The organism is Floricoccus tropicus, from assembly GCF_001832905.1.
GTDB lineage: Bacteria > Bacillota > Bacilli > Lactobacillales > Streptococcaceae > Floricoccus > Floricoccus tropicus.
Genome location: NZ_MKIR01000020.1, coordinates 69,993 through 93,731 on the forward strand (window position 1 = coordinate 69,993; position 23,739 = coordinate 93,731).

At 33.4% G+C, this 23,739-nt stretch carries 21 protein-coding genes; 1 reads left to right on the top strand and 20 read right to left on the bottom strand.

All coding sequences use genetic code 11. From position 1 onward, the window contains the following. Positions 1 to 150 precede the first annotated feature (150 nt). The 9 genes from BG261_RS06185 to BG261_RS06225 form a co-directional block, all read right to left on the bottom strand. On the bottom strand, positions 151 to 1,794 hold the full coding sequence (locus tag BG261_RS06185) for a glycoside hydrolase family 13 protein (protein WP_070792291.1): 1,644 nt from the start codon (positions 1,792 to 1,794) through the stop codon (positions 151 to 153). Further along, positions 1,784 to 2,389, bottom strand: coding sequence for a sugar O-acetyltransferase (locus BG261_RS06190; protein ID WP_070792293.1), 606 nt, complete (start codon positions 2,387 to 2,389; stop codon positions 1,784 to 1,786). The genes BG261_RS06185 and BG261_RS06190 overlap by 11 nt, the downstream gene beginning before the upstream one ends. Then, the gene (locus BG261_RS06195) at positions 2,386 to 3,990 is read right to left on the bottom strand and encodes a glycoside hydrolase family 13 protein (RefSeq protein ID WP_070792295.1); all 1,605 of its coding nucleotides are present in this window, start codon (positions 3,988 to 3,990) and stop codon (positions 2,386 to 2,388) included. Before BG261_RS06195 ends, BG261_RS06190 begins: the two co-directional genes overlap by 4 nt. A gap of 154 nt (positions 3,991 to 4,144) precedes the next feature. After that, a complete protein-coding gene (locus BG261_RS06200) occupies positions 4,145 to 6,019 on the bottom strand; it encodes an ABC transporter substrate-binding protein (protein WP_070792297.1) in 1,875 nt (624 codons plus the stop codon). A gap of 240 nt (positions 6,020 to 6,259) precedes the next feature. After that, positions 6,260 to 7,135 (bottom strand): ABC transporter permease, encoded by an 876-nt coding sequence (locus tag BG261_RS06205; RefSeq protein WP_070792335.1) that lies wholly within the window; start codon positions 7,133 to 7,135, stop codon positions 6,260 to 6,262. Between the two features lie 63 nt (positions 7,136 to 7,198). Further along, a complete protein-coding gene (locus BG261_RS06210) occupies positions 7,199 to 8,158 on the bottom strand; it encodes an ABC transporter permease (RefSeq protein WP_070792299.1) in 960 nt (319 codons plus the stop codon). 1 nt (position 8,159) lies between these two features. After that, entirely contained in the window at positions 8,160 to 9,119 is a 960-nt protein-coding gene (locus tag BG261_RS06215; protein ID WP_070792301.1) for an ATP-binding cassette domain-containing protein, read from the bottom strand. Next, positions 9,120 to 10,145 carry an ABC transporter ATP-binding protein gene (locus tag BG261_RS06220; RefSeq protein ID WP_070792303.1) on the bottom strand — a complete coding sequence of 342 codons (1,026 nt, stop codon included), beginning with the start codon at positions 10,143 to 10,145 and terminating at the stop codon, positions 9,120 to 9,122. It lies immediately after the preceding gene. A gap of 191 nt (positions 10,146 to 10,336) precedes the next feature. Then, the gene (locus BG261_RS06225) at positions 10,337 to 12,082 is read right to left on the bottom strand and encodes a glycoside hydrolase family 13 protein (RefSeq protein ID WP_070792306.1); all 1,746 of its coding nucleotides are present in this window, start codon (positions 12,080 to 12,082) and stop codon (positions 10,337 to 10,339) included. A 491-nt stretch (positions 12,083 to 12,573) separates the two neighbouring features. On the opposite strand from BG261_RS06225, the gene BG261_RS06230 reads away from it, so the two are divergent. After that, positions 12,574 to 12,873, top strand: coding sequence for a YbaB/EbfC family nucleoid-associated protein (locus tag BG261_RS06230; RefSeq protein WP_070792308.1), 300 nt, complete (start codon positions 12,574 to 12,576; stop codon positions 12,871 to 12,873). Between the two features lie 56 nt (positions 12,874 to 12,929). Here BG261_RS06230 and rsmI read toward each other — a convergent pair whose 3' ends face one another. From rsmI to BG261_RS06285, 11 genes are all read right to left on the bottom strand, one after another. Beyond that, a complete protein-coding gene (gene rsmI, locus BG261_RS06235) occupies positions 12,930 to 13,802 on the bottom strand; it encodes a 16S rRNA (cytidine(1402)-2'-O)-methyltransferase (protein ID WP_070792310.1) in 873 nt (290 codons plus the stop codon). Between the two features lie 9 nt (positions 13,803 to 13,811). Next, positions 13,812 to 14,126, bottom strand: a complete 315-nt coding sequence (gene yabA / locus BG261_RS06240; protein ID WP_070787359.1) for a DNA replication initiation control protein YabA — start codon at positions 14,124 to 14,126, stop codon at positions 13,812 to 13,814. After that, positions 14,119 to 14,916 carry a regulatory iron-sulfur-containing complex subunit RicT gene (gene ricT / locus BG261_RS06245; RefSeq protein WP_070792312.1) on the bottom strand — a complete coding sequence of 266 codons (798 nt, stop codon included), beginning with the start codon at positions 14,914 to 14,916 and terminating at the stop codon, positions 14,119 to 14,121. Before ricT ends, yabA begins: the two co-directional genes overlap by 8 nt. Continuing rightward, on the bottom strand, positions 14,913 to 15,803 hold the full coding sequence (locus tag BG261_RS06250) for a DNA polymerase III subunit delta' (protein ID WP_070792315.1): 891 nt from the start codon (positions 15,801 to 15,803) through the stop codon (positions 14,913 to 14,915). Before BG261_RS06250 ends, ricT begins: the two co-directional genes overlap by 4 nt. Positions 15,804 to 15,833: 30 nt before the next feature. Continuing rightward, positions 15,834 to 16,478 (bottom strand): dTMP kinase, encoded by a 645-nt coding sequence (gene tmk, locus BG261_RS06255; protein ID WP_173646044.1) that lies wholly within the window; start codon positions 16,476 to 16,478, stop codon positions 15,834 to 15,836. Positions 16,479 to 16,552: 74 nt separating this feature from the next. Then, positions 16,553 to 17,215, bottom strand: coding sequence for an ABC-2 transporter permease (locus BG261_RS06260; protein WP_070792319.1), 663 nt, complete (start codon positions 17,213 to 17,215; stop codon positions 16,553 to 16,555). A 10-nt stretch (positions 17,216 to 17,225) separates the two neighbouring features. After that, positions 17,226 to 18,083 carry an ABC transporter ATP-binding protein gene (locus BG261_RS06265; protein WP_070792321.1) on the bottom strand — a complete coding sequence of 286 codons (858 nt, stop codon included), beginning with the start codon at positions 18,081 to 18,083 and terminating at the stop codon, positions 17,226 to 17,228. Beyond that, positions 18,073 to 18,459 (bottom strand): GntR family transcriptional regulator, encoded by a 387-nt coding sequence (locus tag BG261_RS06270; protein WP_070787364.1) that lies wholly within the window; start codon positions 18,457 to 18,459, stop codon positions 18,073 to 18,075. Before BG261_RS06270 ends, BG261_RS06265 begins: the two co-directional genes overlap by 11 nt. A 173-nt stretch (positions 18,460 to 18,632) precedes the next feature. Beyond that, on the bottom strand, positions 18,633 to 20,996 hold the full coding sequence (locus BG261_RS06275; RefSeq protein ID WP_070792323.1) for a DNA translocase FtsK: 2,364 nt from the start codon (positions 20,994 to 20,996) through the stop codon (positions 18,633 to 18,635). Between the two features lie 151 nt (positions 20,997 to 21,147). Continuing rightward, entirely contained in the window at positions 21,148 to 23,079 is a 1,932-nt protein-coding gene (locus tag BG261_RS06280; protein WP_070792326.1) for an acyltransferase family protein, read from the bottom strand. A 219-nt stretch (positions 23,080 to 23,298) separates the two neighbouring features. After that, positions 23,299 to 23,739 (bottom strand): LPXTG cell wall anchor domain-containing protein (locus tag BG261_RS06285; RefSeq protein WP_143603375.1); only part of this gene is annotated, 441 nt, incomplete at its 5' end.

A 23,739-nucleotide genomic window follows, 5' to 3' on the forward strand; every position in this document is an offset into this window, starting at 1 on the left:
TTGTTATCGTTTTCAAATACATTTTACCACGCAATCGTTTGCATTGTCAAGTGCATTTTTCAACTATTTTTAGTATATTTATGAAATAAAATAATTATAAAAAAACAAAGCATTACAATCATATGCTTTGTTTTGGCTTTTAATAAAACACTAGTTTCCTTTTATATAAACGCGATATTCCCATGGATCTAAAATCATTTTCTTTGTAAACTCTCTTTGAATTTCTTGACCAAGATCTAATTCTTCATATCCTTTAAAGTTTTTTTCTAATGCAAGCTTTTGCTTTTCAGGAGATAGATTTGCAATGACTAATATTTTTTTATCATCAAGTTTACGACGATAAACAATAGTATTTTTATCTCCTTTATTAAAGAACTTAACATCTCCATTAACGATAACTTCATTTTCATGACGCAGATTTATCAATTTTTTATAGAGATTTGTAAGCGAGTTTGGATCAGCTAGCATTGCTTGGGCATTAATTTCAAGATAACTTGGATTGACAGCAAGCCAGGGTTTTCCATCAGTGAACCCAGCCTCTTTTTCATCACTCCACTGCATAGGAGTTCTTGAATTATCACGGCTTGTTAAACCAGCTTTTTTAATAGCTTCTTCAGGAGTATCGCCTTCTTCAATTAACTTATTGTAATAGTTATGTGAATCTGGTACATCAATTTGATTTATATCTGTAAATGGGAAGTTTCCAATACCGATTTCTTGTCCTTGGTAGATGAAAGGTGTACCTCTTAAAAGCATATAATGAACTGCTAAAGCTTTTGCTGAATCAAGAGTTCCATCTCCAAAAGTATCAATTGATCTTGGATTATCATGATTTTCAATGTAAAGAGCATTCCACCCTCGTTCAAGCATATCTTTCTGCCAGCGCATGATAATATCCTTGTAACCTTTTATATAAATCTTATTATTTGGATCATCTGATTTTTTCCAGTTATGCTCCAATTCAAAAATCATGTTAATATAGCCATTCTCATCTGTCCAATCTGGTGCTTGATGGCTTTGCACACCACTTGCTTCACCAACTGTAAGGGCTCCATATTCATCAAAAATAGCCTTAATATCAGACATATATTCCTCAATACCAGATACATTCATAAATGGTTCCCATGGATCATTTCCATGAGGACTTTTAATTTCAAAATCCCAATTTTCTTTCTGAATATGGCTAATAGCATCTAACCTAAACCCATCAATTCCTAAATCAAGCCACCAACGAATCATTTTATAGATATCTTCACGCATTTTAGGATTTTTCCAGTTTAAATCTGGCTGTTCTTTTGCAAAGCAGTGGAAATAGGCCTGCTCAAGATTTTCATCATAAGTCCATGCACTACCACCAAAGAATGACTGCCAATTATTAGGCATCTTCTCAGGACTTGCATCAACCCAATGATAATAGTCATGATAAGGATTATCCTTTGATTTTTTACTCTCAACAAACCATGGATGTTTATCAGATGTATGATTAACAACTAAATCCATAATTAATTTAATATCATATTCATGAGCCTTTTCAATTAACTTTTTCAAATCATCAAGACTACCAAACATCTCATCAATGGCATAGAAGTCTGAAATATCATATCCACCATCAACTTGTGGACTCTGATAAACTGGATTTAACCAGATAAAATCAATCCCCAAATCATTTAGATACGGAAGTTTTTCAATGATTCCATTAATGTCTCCAACCCCATTACCATCAGTATCTTTAAATGATTTAGGATAAATTTGGTATCCTACTGATGATTTAAACTTTTCATCCCTAGCCTTCATAATACTTTTTCTCCTCAGCTTCCCAAAACTTTTTATCTTCTTCAGTCAACTCACGTAATACACGCGCCGGATTCCCTACAGCAATAACATTATCTGGTATATCTTTTACGACTACACTACCAGATCCAATTATTGAGTTTTTACCAATTTTCACACCTGGATTAACAGTAACATTTGCCCCGAGCCAGGCACCATCACCTATTTCAATTGAATAACCTAACTCTAACCCGCGATTTCGAACACCTTCATCAAGCGGGTGAGTAGCTGTAACCAAGCTCACACGTGGACCAAACATTACATTGTTTCCTATTCTTATTGGTGCTACATCCAGAAAGATACAATCCATATTTGCATAAAAATTTTCCCCAATATGTGTGTTAAAACCATAATCGACATACAAAGGTGGATTAACATAAATTCTTTCTCCAGTTGATCCAAAAAGCTCTTTTTCCATCTTTACAATCGTATCACGTTCCAAAAGAGAAACTTGACCAATTTTTTGAGCAAGTGCACGTCCTGGTCTCGATGCATATTCTGGCTCAATCTTACCTGCGTCATAAAGCTTACCAGAGATCATTTTTTCATATTCTTTCACTCAGTTACCTCCACAGCAAAAGCATCCCAAGGTTCTAACTCTAGGTGCTTCAAATTATCAACCACAACCCCATTATCGATAATTTTTTGGACAAGAACCTTATTGCTTTCAAATATTTGCTTATCATCAGAGAAATTGACAACTACTAAATACTCATGGCCATTATACTTTCTAAGATAAGAGAAGACATTTTCATCTGATTCTACTAATTCAAATGTTCCGTATACAATCCATGGGTTATTTTTACGTAGTTCTATCAGTTTTTTATATGTATAAAAGATAGAATTGCTATCTTCAAGAGCATTCTTAACATTAATTTCTTTGTAATTACTATTTACTTCAATCCAAGGAATTCCAGTTGTGAAACCTGCATTTTTAGAATCGTCCCACTGCATAGGAGTACGAGCATTATCACGGCCAATATTTCTAATACTGTACATAATATCTTCTTTATCATATCCTTTTTCAAGGCGTTCACTATACATGTTTATACTTTCAATATCTTTAACTTGCTCTATATCTTGGAAATCGAAATTTGTCATTCCAATTTCTTCTCCTTCATAAACGTAAGGAGTCCCCTTTAGAAGATGTAGAAGAATTGCTAAAGCCTTTGCTGATTTAATACGGTATTCTTTGTCATTTCCCCAACGACTAACAATTCTTGGTAAATCGTGATTATTCCAAAATAAAGAATTCCACCCTTCATCTCCCAGTTCAACTTGCCATTTTTCGAGTACCTTTTTTAAATCGGAGATATTTATTTTTTTAGTATCCCATTTTTCTTTACCTTCTTGCTGATCAAGTAAAATATGTTCAAATTGGAAAACCATTGATAATTCATCACGTTCTGTTCCGCTATATAATTTTGCATTTTCAGGATTAGCTCCCCATGTTTCACCTACAGTAAGTAAATCGTGTTTCCCAAAAGTAGAACGATTCATTTCTTTCAAGTAATCATGCAATTTTGGACCATTTTCAAATATATTTTGATCTGGTTGTTTTCCAATTAAATCAATCACATCCATTCGGAAACCACCAACACCTTTTTCAATCCAGAAATTCATCATATCATAAACTTTTTCATGAACACGAGGATTTTCCCAATTCAAATCAGGTTGTTTTTTAGAGAAGAGATGCAAATAATATTTTCCTATATTTTCATCATACTCCCAGGCAGAACCACCGAAGTTAGATCTCACATCAGTTGCTTGATCACGCCAAACGTAAAAATCATGATATGGGTTGTGAATAGACTTTTTAGCTTCAATAAACCATCTATGCTCATCAGATGTATGATTTACAACTAAATCCATAACGATTTTAATTCCACGTTTATCTGCTTCAGCAATCAACTGATCCATATCATCCATTGTACCAAATTCAGTCATTATATCTTCATAATCACTAATATCATAACCATTATCATCATTTGGACTTTTATAGACTGGACTAAGCCAAATCGCCGAGATGCCTAATTTTTCGAGGTAATCTAACCTACTAATTATTCCTTTTAAATCTCCTACACCATCTCCATCAGAATCTTGAAAACTTCTTGGGTAAATTTGATAAACTGTAGCCTTATGCCACCATTTTTCTTCCATGATTTCTCCTTGTAATATATATATTTTATTTCATTTCATTGCGTTGTAACCGTCTTCATTTTATCACGCAATCGTTTGCAATTCAACACTATAATTCATATATTAGGTAAGAAAAAAGCGATACACAAATGTGTACCACTTAATTTATTTGAGTCTATTTATCAGAAGGTTTATCACTTGTTACTGCAAGTTTAGCCCAAAGTTCGTTTTCACCGTAATCAAGAGTAAAGTTTTGTACACGTTTGTTTACTGGAGTCCAAACAATTTTAAATGATAATGGAGTAACAAAAGCTGTTTCTTGAAGGTAGTCTTGATATTTTTGGAATGCCTTTTTACGATATTCAGGGTCCATAGCTTTTTCTGAATCGATATCGTTAAGGTCTTTAGTTAATTCATCTGAAGTAAAGTGTCCAAAGTTAAATGGAGCTGAAGCAGAGAATAAATCTTGTTGACTTGGTTCAGAAGATAATGACCATGCACCTTGAGTAATATCCCATGATTGGTTTTCTTTTGTTTTACCTGATGATTGAACAATATCACCCCAAGAGTTAAAGTCAGTTAACTTATTGTTGTAAAGTGATACATCTACACCAATTTGTTTCCATTGATTAATGTAAGATTGCGCAATTGGTTCTGATGTAGCTTGACCTGAACGGGCCATGAAAGTAAGTGAAAGAGTTTTACCATCTTTAACACGGTATCCTTTATCACTAGCATCATTAGTCTTACCATCTTTACCTTTAGCATCTTTATCTAGCTTCCATCCGGCTTCATCAAGTAGTTTATTTGCTTTATCAAGGTCTAGTGGGAATCCATCACCTTTGCTTGCATAATCTTTAAAGACTGGAGGAATTGTACCAATAGCACGGGTATTTAAGCCATTATTCAATGTTTCGTTAATTTGATCAGTATTAAGAGCGTAAGACAATGCTTGACGAACTTTAGGATCTTGAACTGGTGTTTCACGGTCAGATACATTGACAGATTTTTCTTTATCATAGTGTCCTACATTATAGTAAAGAAGTGAAACATACAAGTCTTGTTGTCCAAGAATTTCATAACCTTTTGAAGTTAACTTTTTAACTTCTGGATAAAGGTCATTCGTAGTACCATCAAGAATGTCAAATTCTTGTGCTTTAAGTGCAGCTACTGCTTTAGCAGGTGTTACTGTTTTAACTGTTACTGATTTAAGTTTTGGTTTAGGTCCAGAATAGTTTTCATTCACTTCATAACGAATTGATTCACCTGGAACAATTTTTACTGGTTTAAATGGTCCAGCTACAAGAGGTTTGGTCGTTGTCTTTTCATCAGAAACAAGTTTTTCAAATGGGACATCCTTAAGGTAATGATAAGGAGCAATTGTTTCTAAGAAATATCCATTTCCTGATTGAGTAAATCCTGGTTTATTTTCCTTAAATTGGATAAGAAGTTTTTTACCATCTTCACCATCAGGGAATGTTAAACCTGAAATCTTATCAGTCTTGTTATTATGATAATCTTCAAGACCTTCAATATTAGCTAAAGAGTCTGTCCAACGAGTTGATTTAGCTTTATCATTTGCAATGATCTCGTATGGATAATATAAATCACGTGCAGTGATAGCTTGACCATCAGACCATTTCACACCATCGTGAAGTGTAACAAGTGCTGTTTTTTTGTCTTTATCAAATTCAATATCTGCTAATCCACCTTTATCTTTACCATTTTGAATAGTAAAAGATGAATCAATTGCAAATACCGGTGCAAATGCTGGAGATTGAACTTTTGAATCAATAGCATCTGTTGACAGGGGGCTTAACCATTGACCGATAAAAGGTGTTTCGGCAATATAACCATATGTTAAATCTCCACCTTCAATTGCTTTATCAGGGTTAGCATAGCTTACGTTAAAATCCCCAACTTTTTCATCTTTTGAATCTTTTTTGTCAGTTCCTTTATCAGAACTACTTGAGCTTGAACAAGCTCCTAATCCAAGAGCGACAGTTGTAACAGCTGCAACTCCTAAGACACGTTTAACTACTTTACTCAATAGAATTTCCTCCTAAAAATACTTTTTCTTTTGCTAGCCCAAATATAACTCACACTTGCTACTAGTTGTTATTATTATATATAAAATTTTCAATATTGTAAATAAGAATTGGAAGTTTTTTTATTTTCTGAAAATATATTAATTTGTTATTTGTTATAAATTCTAACATAGACAAACTATATCTATTAATAGAACGTACAAAAAATAGTATAAACATCGTTCATACTATTTTTATAATATTTATTGTGATTGTCTTTGATCTCCTGCACGACGAACTGCTTGTGCGACAAAAATTATGAGAATTACAATGATTAAGATGAAGATTGCTGATGGAATCCAAACCCAAGGCTTACCTGTCATAGTTTCAGGATTTGTAGCTTGGTTAAGCATTGTACCTAGAGAAGGTGTCCCAACAGGTAATCCAAATCCTAAGAATGTTAACCCTGTTTCAAGTCCGATATTTCCAGCCAAATCGAGAGTGAGACCTGCAATAATCAATGAAATTATATTAGGTAAAATTTCTCTAAACATGATTGCAAAATTTGAAGAGCCAGAAGTTTTAGAAGCTTTTACATAATCACGATTTGCTTCAGTGAGTACCCTCGCTCTTATTGGTCTTACTGTGCCAATCCAACCAAATGCTGAGATAATCAGAACTAAAGTCATTGCATTATAATTTGGAACAATAGTAGTTAAAACAATGATAATCATTAATTGAGGTAAAATAGTTAGGAAATCGACAATACGCATAATAATATTGTCGATGCGTCCACCATAATATCCGCAAATAATACCAATTGAAATACCAATAAAATTTGTGATGAGTGTTACGGCAAACGCGATAAATAGTGAGTTACGACCACCAATTAAAAGCATTTTGAATACATCGTGGCCTGAACCATCTGTTCCAAATATATGTCCATCTGTAAAAGGTAATTTATACCTTTCTAAAAGATTAACTATCATATAGTCAGGACGCTTTACAAAAAATGTTCCACCAATGAATATACCAAGAAGAATTACAATAAGAAGAATTAATGAAATCATTGCAACTTTATCTTTTGAAAATTCTCTCTTAAGTGCACCACCAAAACTTGGTGTTACCTGACCACTCATTTCTTTGTGTTTGATATCATCATTTTTTTTATTTATATCTTTTTTTGACAAAATTCAACCCTCCTAATCAATTCTAATGCGAGGGTCAACCCAAGCCATAATAATATCTGATAACAATGAACCAATCAATGCTAATATACCAGAGAAAAGAATCAATGTAGTAAGCATTGGATAGTCACGTTGAACGATTGAAGATGTAAATAATTGACCAATACCTGGATATCCAAAAATTGTTTCTGCAAAGATTGCACCACTTAGTAATCCTGTAATAGTGAATCCAAGGTTTGCAGCAATTGGTAGTAAAGCATTACGCAAAATATGTTTTCTAAAAATTACATTTTCAGATACACCTTTTGCACGAGCAGTACGCACATAATCTTGTACTTGCTCATCTAAAATACCTGTTCGAATATAAGTGAATATAGTTACTGTACCCAACAATGCCATAGTAACAGCCGGTAATATCATATGATGAATTTTTGATAAAAGTATCCCAAAAAAGCCACTGGCATCCACATCAACCGTACCACCTGTTGGGAACCATCTCAATGTATATCCAAAAATAAAGATTGCAAACAAATAAATAATATATGCTGGTATACCATAAGTAATTGAATTATAAATTAATAATAATTTATCTTGCCACTTACCTTCATTACGAGCAGCAACCATACCCATCCATATACCTACGATGTATAAGATAATTGTTGTCATTAAAGATAGCCACAATGTATTACCAATACGATCTCCCATTACACGAGATACAGGTTGTTTCAATACAAACGATACTCCAAAGTCTCCATGAAGGGCATTCCCCATCCAACGTAGATATTGTTGCCACCACGGGTCATTTAAACCTGCAAGTTCACGTAAACGCTCAATCTGAGCTGGATCTGTACCCGGGGCTATTAACCCAGAAAATGGATCTCCAGGCATTGCCTTAGCAAGTAAAAATACAATGACACTCAGTAAAAACATCTGAGGAATCATCATCAATACTCTTTTTAATACTGTTTTCCACATACTATGCTTTTTCTCCTTTGCTATTTGCTTCTGGTAACGCTGCCCAGTGTGACGGAGAAACTTCCATTAAGTTAGGCAAAAGACGGCCACTCGGTTCATACCATTCTGATTTCGAAGACTGAAATTCAGCTTCAACTTTTTTACGATTTGCAGTATTCTCTTCACGTTTATTTACATCCATTGATGGGATTGCCGCAAGTAAGCGCTTAGTATAAATATGTTGAGGATTGTTAAATATTTCATCACGTGGTCCGATTTCGGCAAATCGTCCATTGTGCATGATTGCAATATTTTCAGTCATATGACGAACAACACCCAGGTCATGGGAAATGAAAAGAAATGAAATTCCTAATTCTTTTTGAATCTTCTTCATGAAATTCAACACTTGTGCTTGGACTGATAAGTCAAGTGCAGATACAGGCTCGTCAGCAACGATTAATTTTGGATTTGTTGATATCGCACGGGCAATACCAATACGCTGTCTTTGACCTCCAGAAAATTGGAAGGGATATTGATACATTGTTCTTTGAGGAAGACCAACAATATCTAATAACTCAGCAACACGTTTTTTAGTTGCAGCTTCATCAAGGTTATCAAAGTTTCTAATTGGTTCACTTATAATTTCATAAATAGTTTTACGTGGATTAAGGGATGATTGCGAATCCTGAAAAATCATCTGTACATCACGGTTATATTCCATTTTTTTACGGGTTGCGGGACTAGATACATCTTCACCCTTATAAATAATCTTACCATCTGTAATTGGTTCAAGACCAACAATAGCTTTACCAATGGTTGTCTTACCTGAACCAGACTCCCCGACTAAGCCATAAGTTTGACCTTCTTCAATTGAAAAGTTTACATTGTCAACTGCGTAGACATGATCTGTAACCTTATTGAAGAAACCACTCCGGATTGGGTAGTGTATTTTTAAATTTTCAATTCGTAATAGTTCACTCATCTATACGTTCTCACTTTCATTTGAGTTATCTTGATCCTCAGGGAAATAAAAATCTTTCCACGATTCACCACGTACGAAGTGATTTGGAGCAACTTCATGTAACTCAGGTTTAGTTTTGCTATATTTTTCTGTATCCATCCAATCAACTCGGTCTATGAATAAATCTCTATTACGATCCATATCCTTCAATGATGGAATTTTACCTTTAATAACATATAGTTCATCACTATCTGTATCAAGACTTGGATTTGCTCTTAATAATGAACGAGTATACGGGTGTTTTGGATTATTGAATAATTCAACTACTGGAGCAAGTTCAACAATTTGGCCACCATACATCACTGCAACAGTATCCGCTGTTTCTGCTACGACTCCTAAATCGTGGGTAATTAAAATTACTCCCGCTTCTTTCTTTCTTTGAATATCTTTAATCAAATCCAAAATTTGCGCTTGGATAGTTACGTCTAAAGCTGTGGTTGGTTCATCAGCGATTATTAGGTCAGGTTCATTTGCAATAGCTAGTGCAATTACAACACGCTGACGCATTCCACCTGATAGTTCATGTGGATACAATTTAGCAATGCGCTCAGGGTTATTTATCCCAACTTCAGTAAGAAGTTGGATAACTCTTGCATCCTGTTCATTTGCTGGAATAACATCATGCACAGACATTGCTTCTTTTATTTGATCATTTATTCTCATAAGTGGATTAAGTGATGCTAGTGGATCTTGGAAGACCATACCAATCTTTTTACCACGAATTTTTTCATAATTCTTTTCGCTTAAACCAATTAACTCAGTTCCGTCAGCAACAGCACTTCCTGTTACTTTAGACTGATGTGGATTATGTAAACCCATTAGGGCAGTAGCAAATGTAGATTTACCTGATCCAGATTCTCCAACAAGTGCTACAACTTCATTTTTATGTACAGTTAAAGATACATCTTCAATCGCTGTAAGGTATTCATCCCCAATTAAAAATTGAACCCCTACATTTTTGGCATCTAAAATTTTCTCATTATTCAAAATTTCAACCACTTTCTTATAATTTATAATTTATAATTATACTATAAAAACTTGTATACGCCAATGTACTAAATTAAGATTTTACAGAATATTTAACAATTGTTGACCAATTTTAAATATATTTACTCTTAAAAATATTAGAAGAACATATAAAAAACACTACTCAAAAAATTTCTGAGTAGTATTTACTTCTAATCTTCTAGATAAATTATAAAACCTTTTGGTTCCACAATGTTTTCATTTACAAGATTACTTAACAAAATATTTTTGTTTTTATTAAATTCAACTGCTTTCATACCCGCATTAAAAAATGCTTTTAGATTTCCACGTTGTAATTCAAGAACTCCGTTTTCTTGATCAACCAATTCCCAGATTAAATCAGATTCACTAAGTTCCATATCATGATCTCGGCGAATTTTGATTAAGTTTTTAACGAAGGTATACATGTCTTGATCTTGATCTTCAATTCCCCAAGGCATGCAGCGACGACAATCAGGATCCATTGAACCTGTTACGCCATACTCGTCTCCATAGTACAGACATGGTACTCCTGGTTGAATATATGTGAATGCCATCGTTTGTTTGACTAGATTTTTGTCATCTTGAGCTACTGTTAAAATTCTAGGTGTATCATGACTATCTAGAATATTGAACATCATTTGATTAGTCTGTCTGCGATACTTCATAAGTTGGCTATTAATAACACTAACCATCTTATCTAGCGTAATGTTTTTATGAACAAAATATCCAATAATTGCATCAGTATATGCATAATTCATTACGGCAGTAAACTCATCGCCTTGAAGCCAACTTTGAGAGCTATGCCATATCTCACCCAGTATATAGAAATCTTTTTTAACGCGGTCACAACGACGACGGAATCTCTTCCAAAAGTTGTGGTCAACTTCATTTGCAACATCCAGTCTCCATGCATCAATATCAAATTCCTTAATCCAGTATTCAGCAATATTCAATAGAAAATCTTGAACTTCTGGATTAGCAGTATTTAATTTAGGCATGTGAGGAGTGAAAGCAAAAGTATCGTATGTGGCGTCATGAGTAAATTCGAAGTCATTAGTTTCAGTATAACTTACTGGGAACTCATTAATTTGGAACCAATCTGCATAACGAGAATTTTTCCCATTTTTCACAACATCTTGCCATTGAGGGCTCGTATCACCCATGTGGTTAAAAACAGCATCTAGCATAACTTTAATACCACGACTATGACACTCATCCACTAGCTTTTTGAATATTTCTTTGTCCCCAAAGCTGGGATCGATATGTAGATAATCTTCAGTATCATATTTGTGGTTGCTATTTGCCTTAAAGATTGGGCAAAAATAAATTCCATTAATACCCAAGTCTTGTAAATGATCTAGGTGGTCAATTACACCCTGTAAATCACCACCATAAAAATCTTGTCTGTCTGGTACTTCATTAGGATTCCATTCTTTTACACCCTCTGGATCATTTGATTGATCGCCGTTGGCGAAACGCTCAGGAAAAATTTGATACCAAACTGTCTGCTTAACCCAATCGGGCGCCTTAAATCTATCTATCTCATGAAAATATGGCATTCTGAAATAGTTATTAGGCATTAGATAGTATGTTTCTTCTGCTGGGAAAATCCCTTGATCAGTATAAAGTATTTCACTTCCATCAAGTCCAGTAACTTTAAACATATAGCTTAGTCTCTTATATTTTGCACTTATTTCTATATTATAGTAGTCAAAAAGTTCTGTTTGAAGTTTAAAATCCATTTCATATGGTTGTTCGAACCAGCGTTCAGTGTCCAATAGATACGGATCACCTGCCAAAAGTTCAACTTTTAATACATCATTTTTTGCTACTTGTAACCTAATGTGCATAGTATCTTTAGTGTATAGATAACCAAATTCACTTTCAGGTCTGTGGTAAATTGCACCTGTATTCAATTATATTTCCTCCAATAAGATAAAATCTGAATAGCACATTTTATCCAGCAATCATTAAAGATATCTTAAATTAATATTGTGGAGTTTAGTCTGGCTTTTCTTCAGTAATTTGGTACTGAAAAACAGTACTGAATTAGTTTATCATTTTAGATATTTTTTGCAAGCGATTGCTCCAAATTAGTGCATCTTTAATTCATATTTTAAGCTAGTTAAAATACAAACTAATTAAAACGTTTGCATTCATAGTTTTAGTCAAAAAATAATGATTTAAATTATCCTATTTATTATTTCAAATCAAAAATTTTATTCGCAGTATAATATGAGTAATTAGCCTAATTTAATTATTTTATCTTGATAAAATCCTTATTCCACTCTATAATTAACTTTAGAATTCATGAGTATTCTACAAGTTAATTTGATTTGTATTTGACTTGTACTTGTGAACTAATAAAAAATCAACATAAGTTAATAAATAGGGAGAATGAACTATTATGATGAACATGCAGAAAATGATGAAGGAAGCTCAAAAACTTCAAAAACAAATGCAAGCTTCACAAGAAGAACTTGCTAATACAACTTTCACTGGAAAATCAGCACAAGATTTAGTTGTTGTGGAATTTTCAGGTGATAAAGTATTGAAAAATATTACTATTAAAGAAGATGTTGTTGATCCAGAAGATATCGAAACTCTTCAAGATATGGTAATTGATGCTGTGAATTCAGCACTTACAACTATTGATAAAGAAACAGAAAACAAAATGGGTAAATTCGCTAAGAACCTTCCATTTTAATTAATGTATTGATACCTGTGTTCGCAGGTATTTTTTTGTAAAAAAAGATTGAAGCTTTAATCTTCAATCTCATGGTATTCTTTATATACATCTTGTCTAGTTAGCTGCCTTCTTTTGGCAGTTTTTTTAATGGCTGCATTTGTTTTATCACCATCTTCAATATAAGACTCAATTTCTTCTTTTATTGATAGACTATCAAAATCAGACTCAGCTTTTTCTAATCCATCAGAACCATCAACAATTATTAAACATTCTCCCTTAATAGGAAACTCCTCAATACTTGCCAACACTTCTGAGATAGTACCACGTCGATACTCTTCGTATATTTTAGTCAACTCACGAACCAAATTAATTTGGCGGTCTCCATATACTTCAAGCATATTTCCCAAAGTATCCGCAACCCTGAATGGAGATTCATAAAAAATCTGGCTCTCTGGGTAGCTCTTCTTTTCTTGGAAAAAAGCAATTTGCTGATTTTTCTTTCGAGGGAGAAATCCATAAAAAATATGAGGCTGTGGGCTAATTCCACTGGCGATTAATGCTGTAATTCCTGCACTTGCTCCAGGTAATGCGACAACTGGAATATTTTCTTCAATTGCTACTTTTACCAGATCATGACCAGGATCACTAATTGAAGGGAGTCCAGCATCACTTACTTGAGCAATAGAAAGTCCATCGTGCAACTTTTCAATCATACCAGGAATTTTAACAGAAGCGTTATGTTCATGAAAACTTTCCTGTGGCTTATCAATTTCAAAGTAATTCAATAGTTTCTTAGTATTTCTTGTATCCTCACTGGCAATTAAATCTACTGTTTTAAGAGTATCTACTGCCCTAAAGGTCATATCCTGCATATTCCCGATTGGAGTTGGGACAAGATATAGAGTACCATTTCCACTTGTGTCTTTAAAAGATTTTTGTATTTGCATGATAACCTTCTATCTATAAATTAATTCAGTACAGAAGGCACATGATTCATCAGGCCCACGTCTTTGACCATAAAACATAGTACAAATATGGAAACCTTCATCATATATTTTTTCAAGATTCAATTGTGATTTTGAAATTGGTGTTTTTTCCTTATTATCAAGCTCTTCTAAGCGATCTCTCAAACGGCTGTTCTCAACTTTAAGGATAGCATTCTCTTGGATGGTTTCCTGCAACTCTTTTTTAATCGCATTAACATCTGCCAAGGTTACCGATAAAACACGCTCTAAATCATCAAATTTATCGAATAAATCTCCCTTATCCATAAGCTACCTCCACATCTGATAAAGAGAAGTCTTTAATCACATTAATATTTTCGTTTTGAATACGAAGTTTCACAGTGCTATTGATAATATTCATTCCAATAACCTTGCCCTCTCCCTCCTCAGTCATGAGTACATCACCATAATCTGGGAAGTTCTTTTTCGCTTCCCTATAAAATTCATCTTCATAAGAAAGACAACAGAGAAGACGACCACAAAGACCTGACAATTTACTTTGATTAAGTGTTAAAGCCTGATTTTTGGCCATTTTTATTGAAACAACAGGAAAGTCTCCCACGAAATTCGTACAACAAAGCGGACGACCACAAGGTCCAAGACCTCCAAAAATTTTGGCTGCGTCCCTTACTCCAATTTGTCTCAGCTCTATTCTGACACGAAATTCATCTGCCAAATCCTTTAGCAATGCTCTGAAATCTACACGATGTTCAGCGACAAAAGAAATAAAAAGCTGTTTACGGTCAAAAGTATAACTTACTTCTACGATTTTCATGCCTAATTCATGTTCTGCAACCATGTGCTTGACAATTTTTTTAGCTCTAAGAGAATCCTCTTCAATATTGTCTAACTCATCATAATCAGTATCCGATAAATAGGAAATAATTTGACCATCAAGAGGCAAATCTTCAACTCCATCTTCCAGTACACGTACAATTTTTCCAACAACTCTATTTGATTTGGTTTTTGCTATAACAAGTTCCTGACAACAATATTCATCATCAGAAGAAAAGAACATGTTTGATTGACCTTGATTGAATTTTAATTCATATATCATTTATTTACCATACCATCTAATATTATAAATTCTAAACTACTTTGAAAATTAACATTACTTGACCACATTCTCTGAGCCTTAAATGTTCTTTCTAAAAAGCTACTTGCTTTTTTATCAGGTAGTTTATCTGAAAGGTATATTTGTAAGAGAGAAAAAGCAATTTTTTGTTGGTTCTTCTCCTTAAATCTACCAAGTAAATTAGGAATGAATAGATAAGAATCTGCAGGTTGTTCAAGAATCAACTGACTTAACTTTTTAATCAGTCTACAAGCATCTTCAAACCATGAGTCTTGCGCCATATTTAGGGCATCTTCAGGACTTGTGGCTAATTTACTAACAATAGTTGCAACATTCGGTAGTATCCCCTGTCCAACAAGATATTCTTTTAAATATTCACTTTGACGAGGAAAATTAAAAATCTGACTTCGACTTTTTATAGTATCAAGAACTAAATTTTCATTTTCGGTCAAAAGAAAAATATAAATATCACTTTCAGGTTCTTCAATTGATTTTAAAAGAGCATTTGCCGCATTAACATGCATTTTTTCTGCTCCATTAATAATAACTACTTGTCTAGCTGATTCGAATCCCGATTGGCTAAATGTTGTTTGAAGGGCTCGGATTTGGTCTGTCTTGATTGTTTGACCATCTGGCTCTACTAAATGCATATCAGCAAAATCATTTTCTGCTACCAAGCGGCAGGACCTACAAATCCCACAAGGTAAGTTTTTACTTGGATTATCGCAAAATAAGGCTTGCGTGAGCCAAATTGCCATTTCCAATGAACCAAATCCGCCTGAAAAAAGGTAAGCATGGCTAAGTTTATTCTTCTGCAAAATTATTTCAAAGCGATGATAAATTTCAGGTTGAATTTCTTTTATGTTCATTATATCTTTCCTTGTTGAATTATATCAACGTTATTTCGTGAAGTTATCTGGGAAGCGTTCCTTGATAACATCAATTGCTGCTTGAGTTACCTCATCAATTGATTTAGAAGCATCTATCGTTACAAAACGATCAGGATTTTCTGCTGCTATTTTCAAATAACCTTGGCGAACTTTTTGGTGCATTTCTTCTTTTTCAAGGTCAAGACGATTGATTTCACGATTAGCTCCTGTCATCACGCGCTTAAGACCAGTTTCTGTATCAACATCCAAATATAATGTTAAATCAGGCTTCAATCCATCAGTCGCAAAGTTATTTAACCAATCAACTGATTCAACATCAATACCACGACCATATCCTTGATAAGCTACTGAAGAATCAATAAAACGGTCAACAAGTACAATATCACCCTGAGCAAGGGCTGGTTTAACTTTTTCATTCAAGTGTTGACGACGTGCCGCAATATAAAGAAGTAACTCAGTTTTACCATCGATAGCAGTATTTTCAGGTGCTAGGATTATTTCACGAATTTCCTCAGCTATCCTGCTTCCTCCTGGCTCACGAGTTGTAATAATATTTCTATTTCCTTCTTCAAGTGTTGGCAATATATTTTTTAAAACTGTTGTTTTTCCAGCTCCATCAGGGCCTTCCAACGAGATAAATATTCCATTCATAATACCTAATTCTACCCTAATTTTAGTCAAATTTCAATTTGAAAAAAGCACTGAATTCAATGCTTTTAGGTAGTTTATTAACTTTTATATACTTTCTTTGAAAGGAAATATGATAGAGCAAAAATCGTCAATCCTATAGCCAGCATAATCAACCCTGATTGAATCGGATTATTATTAATGTAATTCATTAATTCAGGAATCTTTGAAAATAATTTTGTGTTTTCTTGAATGTACGTTAAGACTGGAGTCGCAATTGCAAAGATTATAAAAAATGGAGCAACTGTTATGATTTGTGATTTTGCAAAATTAAATTTAAAGTATAAAGGCAATTGAATACTTAGCATAAATAAGTCTGTGAATAAACCAATAAATACTAAAAATATGATTTCTTTAGAATTCAAATTCCCCTTAAAAATTGATGCCGTAATTAAGCTCACTATTAGTGTCGTAAATGCTACAGTTAATAGTAATGCTAATGCATATATATATTTTCCAAAAATAATATCTTTTTTCCTTAAAGGAAGGGATGCGTATAATTTATCAAAATTATACTGCTTGATTAGTTGATATGTTGTATCAATTAAAAAAACTGTAAAAGTTAAAACAAGCATAATAATTTGTGGACTATTTCCAATTACCAGAAATAAGGGTAAGAGTACAAACAAGGCTGCTATAAGTAATTTAAATTGTGATTTCATTGAGTAAAATTCTAGACGCATCACGCTTGTTAATTTGTTCATTTCTATCCCCCTATTTATTGATATAAATTAATATATCATCGATTGTTGCTTTTTCAGTGACCATATTTGTTTTAAGTGTTGCAATATCTTTTATATTCATCAAGCAAGAAAATCCTGTTGATGTTTTTCTAAGACCAATTACGAGATTTTCAAACTCTGGATAAATTTCACTAATCTTTCCTTGAACTACAAAGTAAGATTCTACTAAATCATCTTTGGGACCAGTATAAAATACTTTCCCATCTTTCATTAAAGTGATGTAATCAGCAATTTTTTCAAGGTCATCAGTTATGTGAGTAGAAAATAATACACTTGCTTCTCCCGATTCCATATAATCAAGTAAGATATCCATCAACTCATCTCTAGCAACAGGGTCAAGGCCACTTGTAGGTTCATCAAGAATTAATAATTTTGCATTATGAGAAAGTGCAACTGCAAGCATCATTTTCATCTTCATACCTTTTGAAAGTTCTTTGACTTTTTTCTTTGAAGAAAGAGAAAACTGTTTTAGGTAGTTGTGGAATGTATTTGAATCCCATTTACTATAAAAAGGTCCAATTGCTTTTTCTATATCTATAGCCGTCCAATCTGAACTAAAAAATGTATCGTCAAAGACTGTTGCTATCTCATCTTTAAATTCACTTTTTCCTTCAGTATTTTCATCGAAAATATTAATGACACCGCTGTCCTTTTTTATAAGGTCAAGAATTAAATTGATTGTTGTTGTTTTTCCTGCCCCGTTTTTACCAACAAGTCCCATAATGTATCCTGCTGGTAAGATAAAAGATACATCATCTAGTTGAAATTCATTAAATTTTTTTGATAGGTTTAATACTTGTAATGCATTCTCATAATTATTATTCGTCATTATCTTCCATCTCCATAAACATTTTGAAGTGATTCAACACTTCTTCGTTTGAGAGGTCAACTAAGCGCGCAGCTCGAAGGATTTGAGAGAAATTATCTTCAATCTCAGAATAAATTCGTTCTTCAAGAATGGAATTATCAATGCTATTCACATAACATCCTTTACCTTGAACTATTGTTACATATCCATCTTTTTCAAGTTCTGTATATGCTCTAGTAGTTGTGATTACGCTGACCTTCAATTCTTTAGAAAGCTTCCTAATTGATGGCAATAAGTCATCTTTTTTCAATTGACCTGACAATATTTGGTCTTTGATTTGGTTGTACATCTGTTGATAAATTGGTTCATCAGATGAATTTTGTATAATTAGATCCATGGACGTCTCCTGTTTCTAGTGATTATAATCTATATGAACAGTATAATCAATTTTGAAAATAATGCAAGAAAAAACTTTAAATTTTTAAATTTTTTTATCGGTACAATTTATAAAGTCATAGCTATAAGAGCTTACAAAAAAACATCTATTTCTAGATGCTCTCAATTAATATTTTATGCTTCTATATCTTGTCCGTCTTTTCCAACAAGTACTTTCCGTGGTTTTGTACCTTCTGCTGGTCCAATTATACCCGCGGCTTCTAGCTCTTCCATTATCCTTGTTGCTCTGTTAAAGCCTGTAGATAATCTTCTTTGAAGCATTGAAGCGCTAGCCTTTTGCGTCTCTAGAACAAGGGCCTTAGCTTCTTCAAATAACGGATCACCTGACTCAGTTCCTCCACCATAGGAAGAACCATTGTCGGTATCGGCTACTTCTCCTGGGTCAAATGACTCATCATAATCAACTTCTTCTTGGTCTTTTACAAAGTTAACTACTCGTTCAACGTCATCATCACTTAGGAAGGCACCTTGCAAGCGAAGTGGATGGTTCTCATCAATTGGTTTAAAGAGCATATCTCCTCGACCAAGGAGTTTTTCAGCACCATTTGAATCGATGATTGTTCGTGAGTCAGTACCACTTGATACAGCAAATGCAACCCTTGATGGTACGTTTGCTTTTATCAGACCACTAATAACATCAACAGATGGTCTTTGAGTGGCTAATATCATATGGATACCAGCTGCACGTGCTTTTTGTCCGAGACGGATGATTGCTTCTTCAACTTCTTTACTTGCTACCATCATAAGGTCAGCAAGCTCATCTACGATAACAACGATTAGAGGTAAAGTTTGATATTTAGTATCTGACTGAGCATTGTATTGTTCAACCTTGTTATTATATCCTTCGATGTTTCTAACGCCAAACTGACTAAATAACTCATAACGATTTTCCATTTCGTCTACAACCTTCTGCAGAGCTCGACTAGCCTTACGAGGATTAGTTACTACTGGAATCAACAGATGAGGAATATCATTATAAACTGAAAGCTCAACCATTTTTGGATCGACCATCAAAAATTTAACTTCTGAAGGTCTTGCCTTCATTAAGATACTAGTAATTATTCCATTTACCGCAACTGATTTACCAGAACCCGTAGAACCTGCTACAAGTAAATGTGGCATGCGAGTCAAATCAAATGTCTTAATTGTTCCATCAACCGCTTTACCAAGAGGTATATCTAGTAATTTGTTAGGATCTGTCTTTCCATTATCCCACATCTCTCTAAACCCAACTGTCGCTACTTGGCTGTTAGGAACTTCAATACCGATAAGTGATTTACCAGGAATTGGAGCCTCAATACGGACATCTTTGGCAGCAAGTGCGAGAGCCAAATCATCAGACAAATTAGCGATTCTGTTCACTCGAACACCTACAGCTGGTTTAATCTCATATTTGGTAACACTTGGACCAACTACTGCACTTTCTACACTAGCTTTGATACCAAAACTTTGAAATGTATCTTCCAAAATTTTGATATTTTCACGAACTATTTTCTTTTCATTTGACTGATTTTTGACAGGTATCTTAGCTAGTAAATCAATTGTTGGTAACTTATAGTTATCATTTTTCTTTGGTGCTTCTTTGAAAACCATTTCAACTTCTTCACCATCGTCTTCTACATCATCGAAAAACTGTGGCTGGTCATCGTAGTAATCGTTATCATCATATTGGTAATCAGTTGCTTGATATTGATCCCCTTCCAATATTTCACCAGTTTCTTGGTCAAATATTGGTAGCTGAATTTGTGGTTCAAAACTCTCTTCTTCTTGAACTTCATCATATTCTACTGCATTAGCTGCTTGAATTTTTTCTTCAAGTGCTCTAGCTTCTTCTTCAGCTTGTCGTATTTCACGTTTTTCCTTACGCTCCTGACTTTTATCTCGCATATAGTCCCTTAGATTGAAAAATAGATTTTCAACTTTAGCACCTATATTAATTATAAAGTTAGGCGCTATAAGATAGAGGGCTGTAACTTCTAAAATTGTAGCGATGATATAAACACCGACTTGCGAAAAAAGAAGTTTTGCTGGATCATAAAGTACCGCACCCATCATTCCACCACCAACAAAGTTAGTAACTCGCAGCTCTTTAAAATCGGACGATAAAACATTCCAAACATTTGCACTTCCAAAGAGTACATCAAACCTTGCTTGGAAAAGCAGAAGAAGACCTATAAAACCTAAAATAATTCCAAATATTCCTCTTTTAGACGGCTTAATAAATTTTTGTCGTGTCATTGTAACGAACATTCCTAAAAGTATTAATGTCAAAAATAAATATGCTAAAGAACCCACAAAAATTCTTGTCAGATTATACAGCGTAACTCCAACAATTCCTAATTTGAGCATAGCAATTATACTTAAGAATAAGATAATAATAAATACTATCATTTTCCTTGTTGCTTTTCTTTTGGCAATTTCTGCCTTTGTAGGTTTTTTCTTTCTTTTTTTATTTGTATTTTTTCTCTGAGTTGCCATAATATTCCTACCTATTTATCTAAATACTAATTATAACATATTAGTCAATTCATATATTATTAAGTTATATTTTAGTTTTTCTCACATCTTAATTTTAATAAATAAAAAAATCTCACCTTCAGTTTTCTGTTGATGAGATGATTTTAGCTTATTATTTTTTAGCGGGCTTTGAAGCAGCTGAATTGAGGGCTTTTATTAATCCACTTGTATAAACTCGTTTTAAATTTTTACCATAGATTAAATGAACCCCATCTTCAAGCTCACTTACATAATTCTGAGCATCCGTAGGCCACTCATACGCGGTTACAAAGTCATATTTTTTTGCTGCATCCCTTATGAATTCTTGCGTATTCATTAACGTATCTGTTGGGTTTTTAGCGTTGTATGGCACAATAAATACCAGTCTACTTCCATTAGGTAAATCTTGAATTATACTATTTATATAATCTCCTTCAGCTCCACCCATTGGATTTGTGCCTAAGCCAATAACAACATATTTACCAAGTTTACCAGTATTAAGTAAATTTTCAAAAACTTCATAACCTGCTTGATAATTACGGCTAACCTTTGCATCAACAACAGCTCCCGGAATAGTATCCGATAATTCTTGTGCTGCGCCAAGCATTACAGAGTCTCCAATTAAAGTCACTCCACCCCTTATATCGCTACTTGCAATTGTATAATCAGCATATTTAATATTTTTTTCAACAATTTCTTCATCTGAAACCAAACCGGTTAATGGACTATTAAAATCGGAACTTGCATAGATACTATTAAATATAGTGTCCATTTGAATACCTGCTGTTCCAAGTTCTTTTATTTTATTAGAAGTTTGAACTAATTCACCATTGTAAACAGATGTTTCCAAATCTGATATTGGCTTAGCAGTTGTACCTATAGTAATATCACCAATTAAAAGGATGGCAAGTACTCCAATAACACCATAGCGAATTCTCTTATCTTGCCAATATTTATTTAAATGTTCTAGATTTTTGCCATGAAACCATGGTTCGATTCCATAGTAAACGATTGCTGAAATAACTGTAGTAAGTACCAAACTTAAAAGTCCAGCTGCTAATTCATTTTTTATGAAATAAGAGATAACAATCCAAAGTGGCCAATGCCATAAATACATTGAATAAGATATATCTGCTAAGAATCCTAACACTTTTGGCTCTTTGGCTGTAGTTACAGCACTTAAAATTCTTGCATTAACTATCAGTAATGCTGTGACTAATGAAGTCGCAATCAAACCAATACGGAATGTCAACGGATTATCAAAAGTAAGTAGTCTAGCCATAATTACCAATACAACTGATAAAACAAACATAAAGATAATTGGAATTGATTTATTTTTTTTTGCAAAAATTCTTTGTTGTGATCTTGTTAATTTTATACCACATAGTGTTGCTGTCAAACTTCCGATAAAGAAAGGATAAAAATGGCTTGAAGCACTATAATACGTAACACTTGGATTTGCTAAATTAAATTTCAACTCAAGTATAACTATACTTATAATAGCTCCTATAAGTGACACCAGCATTATTATTAATTTAAACTGATTTTCATCACTCAATTTATTTTTTGACCTTTTTTTTATGATTTTATAAAGTATAAAGAAAAAGAAACCGCCTAATAAATAAAAAAGAAATTCTAATGATAATGTCCACGTATGTACATAAAAATGAGGGAAAAATTGACTTTCATAAGAAGAACCAGATCTTATTTCAAAAAGGTTAGTAACAAACCCCAGTGCCGCCATAGCTTGGTTACCAATATTTGCACGGTAGTCACTTGGTAAAAGCATACTCAATGGTAATGTAAACAGAACCATTATGAGTAAAGGTGGAAAAATTCTTAAAAATCTTCTCCGGTAAAAATCAAGAAGGGAAAAGCTTCCTTTTTCTCCAATCTCTTTGACTACTAATGATGTTATTAGGTATCCAGAAAACACAAAGAATATATCTACACCAATAAACCCACCAGGTAATACATTTTTGAAGAAATGATAAAAAAGGACGAGTATCAATCCAAGTATCCTAATAAGTGAAAACCACTTTATCTTACTATTATTTTTATTCATATATTTAACCAATATTCTATTTATCTAGTACAAGTTAAAAGGAAGATAAATTTACTCTCTACCTTTTCTATATTATATACATTATTCAATACAAAATGATTGCATTCTCTCTAATTATAGATTTTATAAAATGCCTTGTCAAATACTCCCAAGAATAAAATATAAAAAGAAAAAGGAGAAAATATTTTCTCCTTTTTCAAGAACATTTAACATCAGTTCTTAATTTTTTCTTCTTCTTTCAACATAGACAACACTAATTGTGAAACTTAAAATTACGAAACCAATCACTATAAAACTATCATTTGATTCACCTGTTTTAGGTAAATGTTTTTTATTTGATGAACTTGGTTTAGTCCCTGTGGCACTAGTTGAAGTATTTGGCTTATCACCTGTTGTAGTTGAACCACTTGTACTTGTTGATTCACTTGTACCTGTTGATTCACTTGTACTTGTTGATTCACTTGTACTTGTTGATTCACTTGTACTTGTTGATTCACTTGTACTTGTTGTAGATGAACTTATTTCTTCTTCACTTGTAGTACTTGGCTTGCTACTTGTTGTAGTTGTACTTGTTTCTTCTTCACTTGTAGTACTTGGTTTGCTACTTGTTGTTGTTGAACTTGTTTCTTCTTCACTTGAAGTACTTGGCTTGCTTCTTGT

Bases quoted from the DNA above. Each gene is read 5' to 3' on its own strand.
- yabA (WP_070787359.1), bottom strand. From the start codon at position 14,126: ATGGATAAGGGAGATTTATTCGATAAATTTGATGATTTAGAGCGTGTT.
- ricT (WP_070792312.1), bottom strand. From the start codon at position 14,916: ATGATATATGAATTAAAATTCAATCAAGGTCAATCAAACATGTTCTTT.
- BG261_RS06195 (WP_070792295.1), bottom strand. From the start codon at position 3,990: ATGGAAGAAAAATGGTGGCATAAGGCTACAGTTTATCAAATTTACCCA.
- BG261_RS06250 (WP_070792315.1), bottom strand. From the start codon at position 15,803: ATGAACATAAAAGAAATTCAACCTGAAATTTATCATCGCTTTGAAATA.
- BG261_RS06215 (WP_070792301.1), bottom strand. From the start codon at position 9,119: ATGAGTGAACTATTACGAATTGAAAATTTAAAAATACACTACCCAATC.
- BG261_RS06270 (WP_070787364.1), bottom strand. From the start codon at position 18,459: ATGGATCTAATTATACAAAATTCATCTGATGAACCAATTTATCAACAG.
- BG261_RS06185 (WP_070792291.1), bottom strand. From the start codon at position 1,794: ATGAAGGCTAGGGATGAAAAGTTTAAATCATCAGTAGGATACCAAATT.
- BG261_RS06210 (WP_070792299.1), bottom strand. From the start codon at position 8,158: ATGTGGAAAACAGTATTAAAAAGAGTATTGATGATGATTCCTCAGATG.
- BG261_RS06205 (WP_070792335.1), bottom strand. From the start codon at position 7,135: ATGAGTGGTCAGGTAACACCAAGTTTTGGTGGTGCACTTAAGAGAGAA.
- BG261_RS06280 (WP_070792326.1), bottom strand. From the start codon at position 23,079: ATGAATAAAAATAATAGTAAGATAAAGTGGTTTTCACTTATTAGGATA.
- BG261_RS06265 (WP_070792321.1), bottom strand. From the start codon at position 18,083: ATGACGAATAATAATTATGAGAATGCATTACAAGTATTAAACCTATCA.
- BG261_RS06275 (WP_070792323.1), bottom strand. From the start codon at position 20,996: ATGGCAACTCAGAGAAAAAATACAAATAAAAAAAGAAAGAAAAAACCT.
- BG261_RS06230 (WP_070792308.1), top strand. From the start codon at position 12,574: ATGATGAACATGCAGAAAATGATGAAGGAAGCTCAAAAACTTCAAAAA.
- rsmI (WP_070792310.1), bottom strand. From the start codon at position 13,802: ATGCAAATACAAAAATCTTTTAAAGACACAAGTGGAAATGGTACTCTA.
- BG261_RS06260 (WP_070792319.1), bottom strand. From the start codon at position 17,215: ATGAACAAATTAACAAGCGTGATGCGTCTAGAATTTTACTCAATGAAA.